At 60.6% G+C, this 15387-nt stretch carries 16 protein-coding genes; 8 read left to right on the top strand and 8 right to left on the bottom strand.

What is annotated here, in order from left to right; genetic code table 11:
• Positions 1–97: 97 nt before the first annotated feature.
• Positions 98–1720: a methyl-accepting chemotaxis protein gene (locus HQ912_RS16925; RefSeq protein WP_373685082.1), complete on the top strand. Its 1623-nt coding sequence runs from the start codon at positions 98–100 to the stop codon at positions 1718–1720.
• An 87-nt stretch (positions 1721–1807) separates the two neighbouring features.
• Here HQ912_RS16925 and HQ912_RS16920 read toward each other — a convergent pair whose 3' ends face one another.
• The 3 genes from HQ912_RS16920 to HQ912_RS27860 form a co-directional block, all read right to left on the bottom strand.
• The gene (locus tag HQ912_RS16920) at positions 1808–2044 is read right to left on the bottom strand and encodes a DUF2789 family protein (RefSeq protein WP_173407060.1); all 237 of its coding nucleotides are present in this window, start codon (positions 2042–2044) and stop codon (positions 1808–1810) included.
• A gap of 87 nt (positions 2045–2131) precedes the next feature.
• A complete protein-coding gene (locus HQ912_RS16915) occupies positions 2132–2362 on the bottom strand; it encodes a hypothetical protein (protein ID WP_047230209.1) in 231 nt (76 codons plus the stop codon).
• Between the two features lie 132 nt (positions 2363–2494).
• The gene (locus HQ912_RS27860; RefSeq protein WP_260990038.1) at positions 2495–2731 is read right to left on the bottom strand and encodes a hypothetical protein; all 237 of its coding nucleotides are present in this window, start codon (positions 2729–2731) and stop codon (positions 2495–2497) included.
• A gap of 430 nt (positions 2732–3161) precedes the next feature.
• Here HQ912_RS27860 and HQ912_RS16910 point away from each other — a divergent pair, with 430 nt between their 5' ends.
• From HQ912_RS16910 to HQ912_RS16900, 3 genes are all read left to right on the top strand, one after another.
• Complete coding sequence (locus tag HQ912_RS16910; protein ID WP_047230210.1) at positions 3162–3611, top strand: hypothetical protein; 450 nt, start codon at positions 3162–3164, stop codon at positions 3609–3611.
• Between the two features lie 191 nt (positions 3612–3802).
• A complete protein-coding gene (locus HQ912_RS16905) occupies positions 3803–4813 on the top strand; it encodes an ABC transporter substrate-binding protein (RefSeq protein WP_047230211.1) in 1011 nt (336 codons plus the stop codon).
• Between the two features lie 126 nt (positions 4814–4939).
• Positions 4940–5377 carry a DUF3995 domain-containing protein gene (locus HQ912_RS16900; protein ID WP_047230212.1) on the top strand — a complete coding sequence of 146 codons (438 nt, stop codon included), beginning with the start codon at positions 4940–4942 and terminating at the stop codon, positions 5375–5377.
• Positions 5378–5400: 23 nt separating this feature from the next.
• On the opposite strand, the gene HQ912_RS16895 is transcribed toward HQ912_RS16900, so the two are convergent.
• From HQ912_RS16895 to xylA, 5 genes are all read right to left on the bottom strand, one after another.
• Positions 5401–5721: an isochorismate lyase gene (locus HQ912_RS16895; RefSeq protein WP_047230213.1), complete on the bottom strand. Its 321-nt coding sequence runs from the start codon at positions 5719–5721 to the stop codon at positions 5401–5403.
• Positions 5722–5986: 265 nt separating this feature from the next.
• A complete protein-coding gene (locus tag HQ912_RS16890; protein WP_173407059.1) occupies positions 5987–7123 on the bottom strand; it encodes a sugar ABC transporter permease in 1137 nt (378 codons plus the stop codon).
• On the bottom strand, positions 7124–8680 hold the full coding sequence (gene xylG, locus HQ912_RS16885; protein WP_047228916.1) for a D-xylose ABC transporter ATP-binding protein: 1557 nt from the start codon (positions 8678–8680) through the stop codon (positions 7124–7126). It abuts the gene before it with no gap.
• 214 nt (positions 8681–8894) lie between these two features.
• Positions 8895–9896, bottom strand: coding sequence for a D-xylose ABC transporter substrate-binding protein (gene xylF, locus HQ912_RS16880; protein ID WP_047228917.1), 1002 nt, complete (start codon positions 9894–9896; stop codon positions 8895–8897).
• Between the two features lie 146 nt (positions 9897–10042).
• Positions 10043–11359, bottom strand: a complete 1317-nt coding sequence (xylA, locus tag HQ912_RS16875; protein ID WP_047228918.1) for a xylose isomerase — start codon at positions 11357–11359, stop codon at positions 10043–10045.
• Positions 11360–11513: 154 nt separating this feature from the next.
• Here xylA and HQ912_RS16870 point away from each other — a divergent pair, with 154 nt between their 5' ends.
• The 4 genes from HQ912_RS16870 (at position 11514) to HQ912_RS16855 (ending at position 15345) form a co-directional block, all read left to right on the top strand.
• A complete protein-coding gene (locus tag HQ912_RS16870) occupies positions 11514–12698 on the top strand; it encodes a XylR family transcriptional regulator (RefSeq protein WP_107321659.1) in 1185 nt (394 codons plus the stop codon).
• Positions 12699–12937: 239 nt separating this feature from the next.
• Positions 12938–13279, top strand: a complete 342-nt coding sequence (locus HQ912_RS16865; protein WP_173407058.1) for a hypothetical protein — start codon at positions 12938–12940, stop codon at positions 13277–13279.
• 226 nt (positions 13280–13505) lie between these two features.
• Positions 13506–14300 carry a DeoR/GlpR family DNA-binding transcription regulator gene (locus tag HQ912_RS16860; protein WP_076385256.1) on the top strand — a complete coding sequence of 265 codons (795 nt, stop codon included), beginning with the start codon at positions 13506–13508 and terminating at the stop codon, positions 14298–14300.
• A gap of 118 nt (positions 14301–14418) precedes the next feature.
• Complete coding sequence (locus HQ912_RS16855) at positions 14419–15345, top strand: Gfo/Idh/MocA family protein (protein ID WP_047228922.1); 927 nt, start codon at positions 14419–14421, stop codon at positions 15343–15345.
• Positions 15346–15387: the final 42 nt, after the last annotated feature.

Here is a 15387-nt window from a genome sequence, read left to right as displayed (position 1 = left end):
TGTTCGTCTACTTCCGTTGACCCCCCGCAAGAACGCGACTAATGGACCATGGATAATGGCTCCGTAGTGGCGTTTAATGCAGGTATAACAACGAGAAATGTGGGTGATCAACATGGCGACAGACGGTTCCGTGGCGAATGCGGCGCAGGTGCAGGTGCCTGTAACCAACAGCATGGCGCGCTGGTTGACGCCGACCTTGCAGAGTCTGGCGCTGACATTGCTGCTGTGCGGCATGACGTTGGGCGGCTGGTCGTTGTATCTGGGCCTGCCCCTGGCGATGCTCATCGTCTGGCTGCCGCGCCTGCGCTCGCGCCTGGCCGCCGCGCCTGAGCCGGTAGCCGCGGACAAGCTGGCCGAGCTGACCCGTGATCTGTCCTACACCACCAGCCATAACGCGTTGTCGGCGGCCGGCGTCGCCTATTCGGTCAAGCAACTGGCTGGCAAGGTCCAGTCGCAGCTCGACGCGGCGGCGCAGATCGTCGGTAATGCCGAATCGATGATCACCACTGAACAGGCCACCTCGCAACTCAGCCAGCAGGCCCTGAGTGCCGCCAGTGAGGCCCATCGCAGCAGCGTTGCCGGGCGCAGCGAACTGGTGGAGTCCATCAGCCGGATGCATCAGCTCAGCCAGCGCGCGAACGACAGCCGCGAGTTGATCGAGGCGCTGAGCGTGCGCAGCGATGAAATCCAGCGGGTCAGCCTGGTAATTCAGTCGATCGCCAGCCAGACCAACCTCCTGGCGCTCAACGCGGCCATCGAAGCTGCACGGGCCGGTGAGCACGGTCGCGGCTTCGCGGTGGTGGCGGACGAGGTCCGTGGACTGGCCGGGCGTACGGCCGCGGCCACCGGCGAGGTCGGGGTCATGGTTGCGGATATCCAGCAGCGCACCGCCCAGGTGGTGGAGCAGATCCGGCAACTGGCCAGCGACCTGGACAGTGGCGTGCAGCAGGTCGAGCACACCGGTCAGCACCTGGAAAACATAGCCCGGCTGGCGGCCGGTGTTGAAACCCAGGTCAGCGCCATCGCCCAAGGCACTGACACCAATCGCGAACAACTCGACAGCCTGTTTCACGCCATCGAACAGATGCGCAGTGACCTGTCCATCAGCGACCAGCAGACCCAGCGCCTGGCCCAAGCGGCAGTGCAAATGGAGGGCCAGGCCGAAACCATCAGCGAACGCCTGGCCGAGGTTGGCCTGGACGATTATCACCAACGGGTCTACGACCTGGCGCGCGAAGGGGCGAGCCAGATCGCGGCCCAGTTCGAGGCAGACATTGACCAGGGTCGTGTCAGCCTGGAGGACCTGTTCGACCGCAGCTACCAGCCCATCCCCAATACCCAGCCCGCCAAGTTCCAGACCCGTTTCGACCGCTACACCGATCAGGTCCTGCCGGCTATTCAGGAACCTTTGCTCGCCCGGCACGAGGGCCTGGTATTCGCCATTGCTTGTACTCAGGAAGGTTATGTACCGACCCACAACAAGGTCTTCAGCCAACCCCTGACCGGCGATCCGCAAGTGGACACGGTGAACAATCGCACTAAACGCAAGTTCTCCGACCGCACCGGGATTCGTTGCGGTAGCCACCAGCAGCCCGTGCTGTTGCAGACCTACACCCGAGATACGGGTGAGCTGATGCATGACCTTTCCGTGCCGATCATGCTCAAGGGGCGTCATTGGGGTGGTTTGCGGCTGGGTTATAAGCCCGAGAAGCCGCGCTAGGCTGGCCTGCGCTGGGGGGCTGGGCACGGCTGCTGCGCAGCCGAGCGGAAGCAAGCTCCCTTGTCACAGGGGTTAAAGGGTTGAGGGTTATTTACCGTCGTGCAAGCGGACATTCAATTGATCCACCAGCACTGCCTCCTCGCCGTCAGCGAGCAGCCATTCGCGCAGTAGATCTTTCTGTTGCTCCGACCAGAAGTCGGCCTCCACCAGTTTGATCTCCGGCTCCAGCGGATAGGCCATGATGAATTCATCAATGGCTTTGTCATCCGAAGGCAGGCCGAGTTGATCGAACAAGGTACTCAGTTCGTGCGAGGGCTGTTCCATGGGGTTCTCCTTTGGGTGGGCGCCGTCATGGCGCCTCGGTTGCTTCCCTTTATCTGAGGCAAACGCCCGTCAGGAGTTCGATCGGGTTCAGGCTTTCAACGCGCCTTCATCCACTGCGAGTTTCAGGGCTTTTGCCGCTGCCCGCGCAGCCTCGGCGGCGAGTTCGGGGGTTTTGAACCAGCGATCCTTTTCCACCTGATGATAACGGGTGGTGGTCAAGGGGGGTTTGGCGCGCATCACGATGACAGCCTGAAATTCGCCTTCGACCTCTCTGGCCTCACCCCGGATGAAAAACTCGCCAATATCAAATTCCGTCACGTCGCGCCTTTCCTTCACAAGTCATAGTATGGGTGCGCGATCGTCAATGGGGGACGGTCTTCGCTGGGCAGGCAGTATGGCAGCAGTTGCCTGTCGCGGCTGAGTTAAGTGATGGGCGTGTGGTATCTCAGGTCAAACGCTTCGTTCCAGACGCCTGGCCAGGTAACAGGCCTCGTTATGATCGGTACGGAAACCTCTTACACGGCCAGTCGAGGTTTCTTCAATATGGAAAAAGCACTTACCGGCCAGAACCACCCGATATCGCGGTTGAAACAAAGAAACCGGCAGGTAATGGACTTGGTCAACCCCGTCAGGCTTGTCAGCGATGCAAGGGGTGAGGGGTTGGGTCAGGGTTGTGAAAGTGGCCATGTGAATTCCTTTTCTATGGTTTACCGACGAATTACCGAGTGTTTTGAGTAGTCTCCACGCCTGCGGCTGCTCTAGAATCGGCAGCACCGTGTGGATGGCTGTGTCTATCTAAAGCAATTTTTTTTGCCCTCGATGTCAGAAAAATGCTTTTCTAAGTGAGAAATTTCCCTAAAGTTAGTAGTCCCACCTTTTCCGATGCTCAGAGTGGCGTTTTCCTTCAGCCTCTGACGACCCCGCGGGAAAGACGGCGAGAGTGGCAATCCTTTAGTCTTCTCTCGCCCCGGGGCAGGGCACGCCGTTCACTTCGAATTTTCAGTTACAGGTCCACTGCGACACACACAGTCGGCACGGGTTCTCGTGGTCCGTCCTTTTCAGAGGGCGGGCCGTTTACAAAGATGGGGATGTTTCCTTGGCAGTAAGTAATCTCGACATGCATGCGTTATTCGTACTTGGTGATCTGCGGGCAAAGCTGGTCAAGCAGTTCCAGTCGCGCTTCGTCTACATCACCGAGCAAACCGCCGAAGGTATTTATGTTGCCGAAATCGATACTGAATCGGCCCTGGTGGTCGATGACAAGCCCAGGCTTGAACTCAAAGTCGGTGATCATTTTCGTGCAGCGGTATTGCCCAGCCGTGAAGGTGGCAAGTTTGAAATCCGCTTTCGCGATATCAAGCTGACGGTCTATGGCCTTGGGGATTACGCCTTCGTGGCCACCCCCGGTGGCCACGCGATCCTGTTCAAGGAAGGGCACAGCGTGCTGACTGTTTTCGCCGCCAACGAGCAGTTGCACGAGGGTCTGACCAAGACCCTCAAGGCCGTGACCGCCAAAGCCGCCAAGTGGCGCAAAGGTGAACTCGTCACCTTCAAGGCCAGCGAGTGATGTGCACCACGTCAGCCTGATGGATGTGATAGGCGGGCTGACACAGCGTTCGGGTTTTGCGCCCTGCCAACGGTTTTCGCAAGGTCTGCGTGGAACCTCGGCTACAGTCAGTTGACTGAACTAATCAGAGGCTTGCGTCCGGTTACGCAGGACCGTTGAGCTATCGCTGTGTCTGGTACGAGGTGCAACGCATGAAACGAGTTAGACAGTGGCTGGCTGCCTGGGCCACCTGTGCGGTGTTGGTTTCGTCACTCCCAGCATCGGCCGCGCAGGCGCCGATCCATTTTGCCGACCTGAATTGGGAAAGCGGCAGTCTGATCACCGATATCCTGCGGGTCATCGTCGAAAAGGGTTATGGGCTGCCGACCGACACATTGCCGGGCACCACCATTACCCTGGAAACGGCGCTGGCCAACAACGACATCCAGGTGATCGGGGAAGAATGGGCCGGTCGCAGCCCGGTGTGGGTCAAGGCCGAGGCCGAAGGCAAGGTGATCGCCTTGGGCGATACCGTCAAGGGTGCGACCGAAGGCTGGTGGGTCCCGGAGTATGTGATCAAGGGCGACCCGGCCCGGGGCATCAAGCCTCTGGCGCCGGATTTGCGCAGCGTCGAAGACCTGGCGCGCTACAAGCATGTCTTCAAAGACCCGGAAAGCCCCAGCAAGGGTCGCTTCCTCAACAGCCCCATCGGCTGGACCTCCGAAGTGGTCAACAAGCAGAAGCTCAAGGCCTATGGGTTGTCCGACAGCTATGTGAATTTCCGAAGTGGTTCGGGGGCGGCGCTGGATGCGGAGATCAGCTCGTCGATCCGCCGGGGCAAGCCGATCCTGTTTTACTACTGGTCGCCTACACCGCTGCTGGGACGTTTCAAGTTGGTGCAGTTGCAAGAGCCTGCGTTCGATGCCGAGGCCTGGAAAACCCTGACCGATGCCGACAACCCCAACCCCAAGCCAACCCGCTCCCTGGCCTCGAAGCTGTCGATTGGCGTATCCGCGCCGTTTCAGAAGCAACACCCGGACATTGCCGAGTTCTTCAGTAAAGTTGATCTGCCGATCGAGCCGTTGAACAAGGCCCTGGCCGACATGAGCGAAAAGCACACACCGCCGCGTGAAGCCGCCGAGGCGTTCCTCAAGGCCCATCCACAGGTCTGGCAGGCCTGGGTGCCCAAGGAGGTTGCCGACAAAGTCGCCGCCGGTCTGTAGCGCGCCAGGTTGAACTCTTGATCTTGAGCAATGCGTCATTCGCCGAAAACCTGCAGTCTGCGCCCGTGCGGCGAAATGCCGAATTCGAGCTAGGATGATTGTTCAACCTTTCAAGGAGGCTGGCGAATGACGCTTTTAGTGGCTCGGTCGCTGGTCGCAGTATTTGCGACCATCAGCTTGATTCATTTGTATTGGGCCCTGGGCGGGCGATGGGCGGCCCTGGCGGTCGTGCCTCAGGTTCCGGTGAGGCAAGGAGAGTCGCTGCGTCCGGCGTTCAACCCATCGGGATGGCTGACGCTGCTGGTGGCCCTCGCGTTGCTGCTGATTGCAGTTCTGGTGTGCCTGCGGGTCGGCTTGCTGGCACCGCCCGTCACCCATCGGGCGTTGCAATGGCTGATCAGCGCAATCGCCTTGCTGATGTTCGCCCGCGCCATTGGCGAATCGAACCTGGTGGGTTTCTTCAAGGAGGTCAAGGGCTCGACGTTCGCCAAGCTCGACACCTGGGTCTATTCACCGTTATGTGTCGTGCTTGGCGCCGGCCTGTTGACGGTTGCCTGGGCCTGAGCGCAGGGCGCTTGTCGTGTCGATCAGGTCCCGGATCGAAGAGCCGTCCAGTGTTCCATCTCCTGGGCGATGAAGTGATTCACCAGGTCACTGTACATTTTCTCGATCGCATCCGGGCTAAGGCCCTCGGCCTCGGCCCATTGACGCCGGGTCGCCAGCATGGCCTGGAAGCGCTCCGGCGCACGCACCGCCGTGGCTGAGGTCTTGAACTTCGACGCTGCCAGTACGTACTGAAAGCGTTTGCCCAGCAGTTTGATAACGGCCTGGTCAAGGGCATCGATCTCGCGGCGGATGTCTTCCATATTCGCGCAATCGCAGGGTTGTAGCTGAGTGTGGACTTCCATGCAGTCACTCCTTGTTGAAGTAGGAACGGCCCAATCCGAGCCGATCTTCGATAAGACAGGAAACACCTTGCGCAAGCAAGGCCCCGTCGCCACAGAGGTAAATTCCTACGAGATTTTCGGATCACCTCTTGCCGCACCGCTGTGAGTGCACGGCTTTCTGTGGGAGCAAAGCTTGCTCGCGATGCAGGCACCTCGGTCCCCCGGAAGACCGCGTCATCTTCATCGCGGGCAAGCCTTGCTCCCACCATAGGTGAGCGCCTAACCACTAGCGCCGCCCCGTGCGTGTACTCACATCCACCCACACCGCCAGCACCAGAATGCTGCCCTTGACGATCATCTGCCAGTAACTGTCGACGTCGAGCATGGACATGCCGTTGTCCAGGCTGGTGATCACCAGCGCGCCGAGCAGGGCGCCGTAGACGGTGCCGGAGCCGCCGCGCATGGAGGTGCCGCCGATGAAGCAGGCGGCAATGGCGTCGAGTTCACCCATGCTGCCGGCCGAGGGTGAGCCCGCGGCCAGGCGAGCGGTGTTGACCACGCCCGCCAGGGCGCACATCACGCCCATGATGCCGAAGATCCACAGCTTCACCGCCTGCACGTTGATGCCGGACAGGCGCGTGGCTTCCATGTTGCTGCCCACCGAGTAGACCCGTCGCCCGAACACGGTCTGGCTGGTGACGTAGCTGAACACGCCGAGCAGCATCAGCAGAAGCAGCACGGGAACCGGAATACCGTCGTAGCTGTTGAGGGTATAGACGAACCCGGCCAGCACTGCGCCGATCAGCACCACGCGCAATACGCCACGCACCAGAGAGTGGGCCGCCAGGCCATGCAGGGCGCGATTGCGCCGCTGTTTCCAGGTCAGGAACAGGGTCAAGGCAAACAGCAGCACGCCCAGGCCCGTGCCGACGGAGTGCGGCAAATAACCCTGGCCGATGTAGACCAGCTCCGGTGACACCGGGGCGATGGTGGTGCCGTCGGTAATCCCCAGCAGAATGCCGCGAAAGGCGAGCATGCCGCCCAGGCCGACAATGAACGACGGGATGCGCAGGTAGGCGGTCATGTAGCCGTTACCCAGGCCAATCACCAGGCCGCACAAGGCGACCAGGCTCAGGTTCGCCAGCAGCGGGATGTGATAGATCACGTCGAGAATCGCCGCCAGGCCACCGAGCAATCCAAGCAGTGAACCCACCGACAGATCGATCTCACCGCTGATGATCACCAGCACCATGCCGCAGGCCAGAATCCCGGTGATGGACATCTGCCGCAGCAGGTTGGAGAGGTTGCGCGGGGTCAGGAACCCGCCCTCGGTCTGCCAACTGAAAAACAGCCAGATCACCGCCACGGCGATCACCAGCGCGAGCATTTTGTAGCGGCTGAAGAGTTGCTTGACCTGATTCATCTACGCGGACTTCCGATCATTATTGTTATGGTCTTCGGGGTGGCTGAGGGCGGCGGCGAGCACCTGTTCCTGTGTGAGTTCGTGGTTGATGAAGTCACCGCGCAATTGGCCTTCGCCGATCACCAGCACGCGGTCGGACACCCCCAGCACTTCGGCCAGTTCCGAGGACACCATGATGATCGACACGCCTTCGGCGGCCAGCGCGCCCATCAGCTTGTAGATCTCGTACTTGGCGCCGACATCCACGCCCCGGGTCGGCTCATCGAGAATCAGCACGCGCGGTTGGGTCAGCAGCATTTTGGCCAGCACGGCTTTTTGCTGGTTGCCGCCGGAGAGGCTGGTGATTGGCAGGAACGGGCTCGCGGTCTTAAGGTGCATGCGCGAGATTTCCCGGTCGATGCTGCCCAACTCCGCTTCGGTGTCGATACGGGTCATTTTCGAGTAGTTGTCCAGCACCGCCAGGGTGATGTTCTGGCCCACCCCCAGGTCGGGAATGATGCCTTGGCGCTTGCGGTCTTCAGGCACCATGCACAGGCCTGCGCGGATTGACTTGAGGGGCGTGCGCGTGTCGATCGGTTGGCCGTCGAGCCAGACTTCGCCTTCATGGCGGCCGGGGTAGGCGCCGAACAGTGCCGACACCAGTTCCGTGCGGCCGGCGCCGACCAGCCCGGCGATGCCGAGGATTTCCCCGCGCTTGAGGACGAATGAAATGTCGTCGACTCGTTTGCGTTTGGGGTTGTCGACGTCGTAGCAAGTGATATGGCGCGCCTCGAAAATCACCTCGCCGATGTCATGGGGTTCGGTGGGGTAGAGGTTGCTCATTTCTCGTCCGACCATCTGGGTGATGATCTTCGGGATGTCCATGTCGGTCATGGCGGTAGTGGCGATGTGTTTGCCGTCGCGGATCACCGAAATGGTGTCGCACACGGCGGCCACTTCATCGAGCTTATGGGAGATGTACACGCAGGCGACGCCCTTGGCCTTGAGGTCGCGGATGATGTCCAGCAGCACCTCGATTTCCGAGCGGGTCAGGGCCGAGGAGGGTTCATCGAGAATCAGCAGGCGCGCCTGTTTGTTCAGCGCCTTGGCGATTTCCACCAACTGCTGGTAACCCCCGCCGTATTGTGAAACCGGCAGCGAGACGTTCATGTCCGGCACCTTGAGTTCACGCATCAGGGCTTCGGCACGGTGGATCATTGCCGGGTAGTTCATGCGTCCGCCGGGCAGCGTCAGCTCATGGCCCATGAAGATGTTTTCGGCCACCGACAGGTCGGGGACCAGGGTCAGTTCCTGATGAATGATGACGATCCCGGCGGCTTCGGTTTCGCTGATGGACTGCGCCTTGAGCGGCTGTCCGTCCCAGACAATTTCACCGTCCCAGGTGCCGTACGGGTAGACCGCCGACAGGACTTTCATCAGCGTGGATTTACCGGCGCCGTTCTCACCGCACAGGCCGACGCATTCACCTGGCCTGACCTTGATGTCGATGCCATTGAGGGCTTTGACACCGCCGAAGCTTTTGACGATGCCGTTCATTTGCAGCAGGTAGTCGGACATGGCGAGGGCTCATATGAAAAGGGCTCACACATAGGCAGAGGTGGTGACAGCCCTGGGGCCAGGCATCTCAGATGCAGCTAGCCAAGCAAAGCCCCTGTGGGAGCGAGCCTGCTCGCGATGGCGGCAGCACATACAACATCGATGCAAGCTGAACCACCGCTATCGCGAGCAGGTTCGCTCCCACAGGTCTCATTCACCCAGGGTTGTCCCGGGATCACTGTCCAGCGATCTGCGCCTTGGTATAGAAGCCATCTTTTTCCAGCAGGTCGATGTTGTCCTTGGTCAACGGGGTCGGGGTGAGCAGGATGGTGTCGACTTTCTTGCTGCCATTGTCGTATTGCGAGGTGTAGGTGGGTTTCTCGTTACGCGCCAATTGCACCGAGAGCTTGGCCGCTTCGGTGGCGATCAGTTTCAGCGGCTTGTAGACGGTCATGGTCTGGGTGCCATCGATCACCCGCTTGACCGCCGCCAGGTCGGCGTCCTGGCCCGAGATCGGCACCTTGCCGGCCATTTTCTGCGCGGCCAGTGCCTGGATGGCACCGCCTGCGGTGGCGTCGTTGGAGGCGACGATGCCATCGATCTTGTTGTCGTTACGGGTCAGGGCGTTTTCAACGATGCTCAAGGCTTCGGTGGGGTTCCATTCCTTGACCCACTGTTGCCCGACAATCTTGATATCGCCCTTGTCGATGGCCGGTTGCAGCACTTTCATCTGGCCTTCGCGCAGGACCTTGGCGTTGTTGTCCGTGGGCGCGCCGCCGAGCAAGAAGTAGTTGCCCTTGGGCGCGGCTTTCAACACGCCGCTGGCCTGCATCTCGCCGACTTTTTCGTTATCGAAGGAAATGTAGGCGTCGATGTCGGCATTGAGGATCAGTCGGTCATAGGACACCACCTTGATCCCGGCCTTCTTGGCTTCGGCCACGGCATTGGTCAACACGGTGGCGTTGAACGGCACGATGACGATCACATCGACGCCCCGGGAGATGAGGTTTTCGATCTGGGAAATCTGTTTCTGCTCGTTGGCATCGGCCGACTGGACGAAGACTTTGGCGTCCATTTTTTCCGCCGCCGCGACGAAATAGTCACGGTCCCGCGACCAGCGTTCCAGGCGCAGATCATCGATGGAGAAACCGATTTTCGGGTTGGTGGCGTCGGCCATGACCGGAAGCGATAGCAGGGCGAGGGCGCCGGCGAGCAGCGTGAGTTTCAGTTTTTTCATGGTGGTGCGTCCTTTTATTGTTGTTCGAAAGACACTGCCTGACGATGAACGTGATGCGGGTAGAACTGTAGAGACTCCCGGCGTGCCGCGAGCAGAGATTTGTCGCGAGAATGTAACAACCTCTGCGCAGCGAACGGGGCCTGGTGTCAGGGGTAGATGAACCGGTTGACCACGTTTTCGAGCATCTCTTGCCGACCACTCACAGCCTGTGGATTGAGCTCGTTGTCGAAGGCGTGTTCGGCCAGTGAAGCGAGGCTGAACTCACCCGCCAGCACCGCCTGACCGAACGGTTGCTGCCAGCCGGCGTAGCGTTGGTCCTTGAACTGCTGGAGGCGGTCGTTCTGCACCATCGCCGCTGCACGTTCCAGGGCCAGGGCGAGGACGTCCATGGCCGCGACGTGGCCGTGGAACAGGTCAATCTCGTCCAGGCTCTGACGACGGACCTTGGAGTCGAAGTTGAAGCCGCCATTGCTGAACCCGCCGGCCTTGAGGATTTCATAGGTGGCCAGGGTCATCTCTTCGACGCTGTTGGGGAACTGGTCAGTGTCCCAGCCGTTCTGCGGATCGCCACGGTTGGCGTCGATGCTGCCGAAGATCCCCAGGGAGACGGCTGTGGCGATCTCATGATGGAAACTGTGCCCGGCGAGGGTCGCGTGGTTGGCCTCGATGTTGACCTTGATCTCCTTTTCCAGGCCGAACTGTTGCAGGAAGCCGAACACCGTGGCGCTGTCGTAATCGTATTGGTGCTTGGTCGGTTCCTGCGGCTTGGGTTCGATCAGCAGATCGCCCTTGAAACCGATCTTGTGCTTGTGCTCGACCACCATGCCCATGAAGCGGCCCAGTTGTTCGCGCTCGCGTTTCAGATCGGTATTGAGCAGGGTCTCGTAACCTTCACGACCGCCCCACAACACGTAGTTGGCCCCCTTGAGACGCAGGGTGGCGTTCATCGCGCTGAACACTTGGGCGGCGGCGCAGGCGAACACTTGCGGGTCCGGGTTGCTGGCGGCGCCTGCGGCAAAGCGCGGGTTGCTGAAGCAGTTGGCGGTGCCCCACAGCAGCTTGATCCCGGTTTGTTCCTGGTGACGCTCCAGGTGGTCGACCATCTGCGCGAAGTGGTTGCGATACTCCTTCAGCGAGTGGCCTTCCGGGGCGACATCGGTGTCATGAAAGCAGTAGTAGTCGATGCCCAGTTTGGAGAAGAACTCGAAGGCCGCTTCGGCCTTGCCGATGGCCAGTTCCATCGGGTCGCCGGCATGCTGCCACGGGCGTTGGAAGGTGCCGGCGCCGAACACATCGGATCCCGGCCAGACAAAGGTATGCCAGTAGCACACCGCCATGCGCAGGTGCTCGCGCATGGGCTTGCCGAGCACGAGTTTGTCGGCGTCGTAGTGGCGAAAAGCAAGAGGCGAGTCGCTGGCGGGGCCTTCGTAGCGAACCTTGTCGATGGCGGGAAAGTACGACATGGGCGATTTCCTTATTGTTCTTGGCGGTGTATCGATACTAACGCCGGCCCGGTGGCCGCTGATTATGAAAATCACCAAGGCACAGTGCGATTTTGAGTATTGAGATCCGACGGTCACGCGCCTAGTCTGTGGTCATCGGCCCAGGGTAAAAACCATGAAAACCGTCCCGCCCGTTCACCGCATTGCGTTGTTGTTCAACGGCAGCAAGATCTACGACCGAGGCATCATCAGCGGCATCGGCAACTACCTGAGCAGCACCCGCGCGTCCTGGGACCTGTTCCTTGAGGAAGATTTTCTCTGTCGGTTGAAAGGCATCGAACGCTGGCAGGGCGACGGGATCATTGCCGACTTCGATGACCCGCTGATCGGCGAAGCGCTGAGCGGGATCGGCTTGCCGGTGGTGGCGGTGGGCGGCTCTTACCAGGATGAGCGCGCTTATCCGAAGGGCATTCCCTATGTCGCCACCGACAATGAGGCCTTGATGAAGCTGGCGTACGAGCACCTGATCGAGGCCGGGTTGACGCGCTTTGCCTGCTTCAGCCTGCCGCAAGCACAAGCCAATCGCTGGGCCCAGGAACGGGAAAACGCCTTTCGCCGGCTGCTGCAACGCGATGGTCTGCACGCCGAGGTCTATCGCGGCATGGGCACCAGCGCGCCGCTCTGGGACAGCGCCGTCGAACAACAGATCGCCTGGCTGCAAAGCCTGCCCAAACCCATCGGTATCATCGCCGTCAGTGACGCCCGTGCCCGGCAACTGCTGCAGGCCTGCCTGACCGCCGGAATCGCCGTGCCGGAGCAGGTGGCACTGATCGGCATCGACAACGACCCCCTGACCCGCACCCTGACGCGGGTGCCGCTGAGTTCGGTGATCCAGGGCACCGAAACCATGGGCCGGACCGCCGCGCGCCTGCTCCATCAGATGCTGCACGGCATGCCGTCCACGGGCACGCAGGTGCTGATACCTCCGGATGCGATCAACGTCCAAGCCTCGAGTCTGCACCAACCGTTAGGCAACCCTTACGTCATGCAAGCGCTGCTGTTCATTCGCCAATATGCCTGCCAGGGCATCAAGACCGCTCAGGTGGCGGCCTATGTGGGCGTGTCGCGCTCCTCCCTGGAAGCGCACTTTCGCAAGGCGCGGGGCTGCAGCGTGCACGACGAGATCCTGCGCTTCAAACTGGCAGCGGCCGCCCAGGGCTTGGAAAACACCGACTCGGCGATTGCCGACATCGCCCAGAACTGCGGCTTCAAATCGGCGCAGTACCTGCACACGGTGTTTCGTCGAGAGTTTGGCTGTACGCCCCGCGAATATCAGCAGGGGGGCGGCACAGGCCACTGAACCGGTCTTCACCGCCCGCAACTATTGCTGGAAGCAATAGTGATCATTACGAAACACAAGTTCTGTTTTGTCGGCAATGCCTGGAAAATCCCCCCCATCGAACAGGTAACTCAAGCAGTTGGGGCGATGAGGTTTCACTCATCTGACCGCCACACACCCGATGCACCTGGCAGTGGCGGCAACCCGTAACGCAGTTCCGTTGCCTGATGAACCAACCTTTTATTTTCAGGACCAGACCAATGCGCCTTTTATTTGCGTCTTCCATGGCGTTTACCTCCTTGTTGCTCGCCGGTTGTGCCAGCGCGCCGAACGACCCGACCCTGACCTTGCAGACCAGCAAGACGCCGGCCCAGTACGCCGACTGTGTCGTGCCGAAATTGCAGGACCACGCGATGAGCCCGACCGTCTCCCAGTCCCAACGCGGCTACCGGATCGTGGTGCCAAGCAAAGTGTCGGCGGACAACGTGCTGGAAGCCTACAAGGCCGGGAACGGTGGCAAGGTATTCATCTACGAGCGGCGTCTGTTGGCTTCCAGCTTCCTGCCTTCGAGTTTTGAACGTGCCGCACAGGACTGCATCTGAGGCCGGCCCGTACAGGTTTTTCACCGTGCTCCTTTGGTTGGCCGCAACCAACCATTTTTTTACCCCGCACCGCATTCGGTGGCGGGGTTTTTTTTGCCTGTGGGGAAGAGGGGGCAGATTCACTTGGGTCCGCTGCCCCGGCGTTGAGGTTTGACGAGAGGCTCTGCAATCGGCATATTTGCTCGTTAGTGATAATTAGTGCTCGTTTATGAAGGTTATAGATGCCATGACTTCAACTCACGAAGTGTTCCCCGGTGAACGCCAGCAACGGATCAGCGAGCGTCTGGCCCTGTATGGTCGGGTGATTGCGGCCGATCTGGCCAGCGAATTCAATGTCTCCGAGCACTCGATACGGCGCGATCTTGGCGTATTGGCGGCGGCGGGGTTATGCAAGCGCGTCTATGGCGGCGCGATCCTGTTGCCGGCCGTGGAACGGCCGATGGCCGTTCGAGTACGGCAGAACGTCGAGCGCAAGGACAGTCTCGGCCTGGCGGCGGCCTCGTTGCTGAGGGCGGGCCAGCATGTGTTCATCGATGCCGGCTCGACCAACCTGGCGATTGCCGGCGCCATCGATCCACGCCTTAAGTTGACGCTGAGCACCAATTCGCCGTTGATTGCCGTGCAATTGATGAAGCTGCCCTGCGCCGAGGTGATCCTGTTGGGCGGACGCGTGAACACGGCGTCGGGCGGAGTGATCGGGCTGGCGGCTGTGCAGCAACTGCGGCAGTTCAATGTTGACCTGTGTTTTCTCGGCGCTTGCGCCATCGACCCGGACAATGGCATCACAGCGTTCGGCCTGGATGACGCGGAGTTCAAGCGCGCGGTCGTCGCGGCGAGCGGTCAGGTGGTGGTGGCCGTGACCAATGAAAAACTCTCCAGCATTGCCCACTATCAGGTGGCGTCGTGTGAAGAAGTCACCGCCCTGGTGGTGGAGCACGACGCGCCGGGTGAACGCCTGGAGCCGTTCTTGGGCAGGATTGCCAACGTCATGAGCGCGCCCTGCGAACCTCGGCAGGCGTGAAGCGTGTGCTGTAGCGCCCACGACAATCAAGCGCATGTGTGGCGAGCCATTGTCGGCCACGCGATTTACCGCTAGTTTGCTGGCCCATCAAAAGTACAAAAATAATCAGGAGTCATCGATGCAACCGATTCGTCTCGGTCTGGTGGGCTACGGCAAGATTGCCCAGGATCAACACGTTCCCGCTATCCTCGCCAACCCTGCGTTCCAGTTGGTGTCTGTCGCCACCCAAGGGCAGCCCTGCGCCGGTGTGGAGAATTTCCGGTCCCTGGGCGAGCTGCTTGAAAACGGCCCGCAGGTCGATGCGATTGCGTTTTGCACACCGCCGCAAGGGCGATTCGCATTGGTGCAACAAGCGCTGGCCGCGGGCAAACACGTGCTGGTAGAAAAGCCGCCCTGCGCCACGCTGGGTGAAGCGATGGCGTTGGTGGATCAGGTACGCGAGCAAGGTGTCAGTGGTCTGTTCGCCTGGCATTCACGCTACGCGCCCGGTATCGAGGCGGCCCGTGACTGGCTCGCCAGCCGCACCCTGCAAAGCGTCAAGATCGACTGGAAGGAAGACGTACGCAAGTGGCACCCCGGCCAGGCCTGGATCTGGCAGCCTGGAGGCCTGGGTGTTTTTGATCCCGGCATCAACGCGTTTTCAATCGTGACCCATCTGCTGGCGCTGCCGCTGTTCGTTGAGTCCGCCGAACTGCGCGTGCCGAGTAACTGCCAATCGCCGATTGCCGCCAGCATCAAGATGTCCGACGCGCAACACCTGGATGTTCGCGCGGAGTTCGATTTCGACCACGGTCACGACGAACTCTGGAGCATCGAGATTCGCTGCACCGAAGGCCTCCTGCGCCTGGACAACGGTGGGGCAGTGCTGAGCATCGACGGCGTTCGCCAGACCGTTTCCCAGGAAGGTGAATACGCGGCGGTGTATCGGCATTTCCAGCAGTTGATTGCTGACCAGGCCAGCGACCTGGACCTGCAGCCGTTGCGTCTGGTGGCGGACAGCTTTTTTCTTGGCAGTCGGACCTTGGTCGAGCCGTTTTACGACTAGCCACTGAGGGGGGAGGCGATTCTGGCCGTGCATACCCCATCC

It is taken from the genome of Pseudomonas sp. MPDS (genome assembly GCF_013283895.1).
Lineage (GTDB): Bacteria > Pseudomonadota > Gammaproteobacteria > Pseudomonadales > Pseudomonadaceae > Aquipseudomonas > Aquipseudomonas rhizophila.
This window is presented reverse-complemented; position numbering and strand designations above follow the sequence as displayed.

Coding starts and splice junctions, on each gene's coding strand:
- HQ912_RS16925 (WP_373685082.1), top strand. CDS start 98: ATGTGGGTGATCAACATGGCGACAGACGGTTCCGTGGCGAATGCGGCG.
- HQ912_RS16920 (WP_173407060.1), bottom strand. CDS start 2,044: ATGGAACAGCCCTCGCACGAACTGAGTACCTTGTTCGATCAACTCGGC.
- HQ912_RS27860 (WP_260990038.1), bottom strand. CDS start 2,731: ATGGCCACTTTCACAACCCTGACCCAACCCCTCACCCCTTGCATCGCT.
- HQ912_RS16910 (WP_047230210.1), top strand. CDS start 3,162: ATGCATGCGTTATTCGTACTTGGTGATCTGCGGGCAAAGCTGGTCAAG.
- HQ912_RS16905 (WP_047230211.1), top strand. CDS start 3,803: ATGAAACGAGTTAGACAGTGGCTGGCTGCCTGGGCCACCTGTGCGGTG.
- HQ912_RS16900 (WP_047230212.1), top strand. CDS start 4,940: ATGACGCTTTTAGTGGCTCGGTCGCTGGTCGCAGTATTTGCGACCATC.
- HQ912_RS16895 (WP_047230213.1), bottom strand. CDS start 5,721: ATGGAAGTCCACACTCAGCTACAACCCTGCGATTGCGCGAATATGGAA.
- HQ912_RS16890 (WP_173407059.1), bottom strand. CDS start 7,123: ATGAATCAGGTCAAGCAACTCTTCAGCCGCTACAAAATGCTCGCGCTG.
- xylG (WP_047228916.1), bottom strand. CDS start 8,680: ATGTCCGACTACCTGCTGCAAATGAACGGCATCGTCAAAAGCTTCGGC.
- xylF (WP_047228917.1), bottom strand. CDS start 9,896: ATGAAAAAACTGAAACTCACGCTGCTCGCCGGCGCCCTCGCCCTGCTA.
- xylA (WP_047228918.1), bottom strand. CDS start 11,359: ATGTCGTACTTTCCCGCCATCGACAAGGTTCGCTACGAAGGCCCCGCC.
- HQ912_RS16870 (WP_107321659.1), top strand. CDS start 11,514: ATGAAAACCGTCCCGCCCGTTCACCGCATTGCGTTGTTGTTCAACGGC.
- HQ912_RS16865 (WP_173407058.1), top strand. CDS start 12,938: ATGCGCCTTTTATTTGCGTCTTCCATGGCGTTTACCTCCTTGTTGCTC.
- HQ912_RS16860 (WP_076385256.1), top strand. CDS start 13,506: ATGACTTCAACTCACGAAGTGTTCCCCGGTGAACGCCAGCAACGGATC.
- HQ912_RS16855 (WP_047228922.1), top strand. CDS start 14,419: ATGCAACCGATTCGTCTCGGTCTGGTGGGCTACGGCAAGATTGCCCAG.